The following is a 234-nucleotide window of genomic DNA, read 5'->3' as shown; positions in this document are numbered from 1 at the left end:
GCTTTGGCGCCAATATGGATTACAAAAGTCCAATTACCCTTTTCGTTACAGAAGCACCAATAGAATCACTATCACTGTGGGAGTTAGATAAGGAAAATTTACCTAATAACTCCTTTTTCTTGTCATTATCTGGTTCAGGAACAAAACAAGAAACCATATGGAAAACGTACAAAGACTTGCAAAACATGCTCAATATTAACGAAGGAACGATTGTAATGGCTGTAAATAATGATA

General features: G+C 35.0%; 1 protein-coding gene. It reads left to right on the top strand.

The genetic code is table 11. From position 1 onward, the window contains the following. A partial coding sequence (locus tag QP413_RS10190) for a hypothetical protein (RefSeq protein WP_336620853.1) occupies nt 1–234 on the top strand: 234 nt, incomplete at both ends.

This window comes from Corynebacterium sp. UMB4614, assembly GCF_030217065.1.
In the GTDB taxonomy this organism is placed as follows: domain Bacteria; phylum Actinomycetota; class Actinomycetes; order Mycobacteriales; family Mycobacteriaceae; genus Corynebacterium.
Note: the sequence above shows the minus strand (reverse complement) of the source record. Positions and strands in the feature narration are given on the sequence as shown.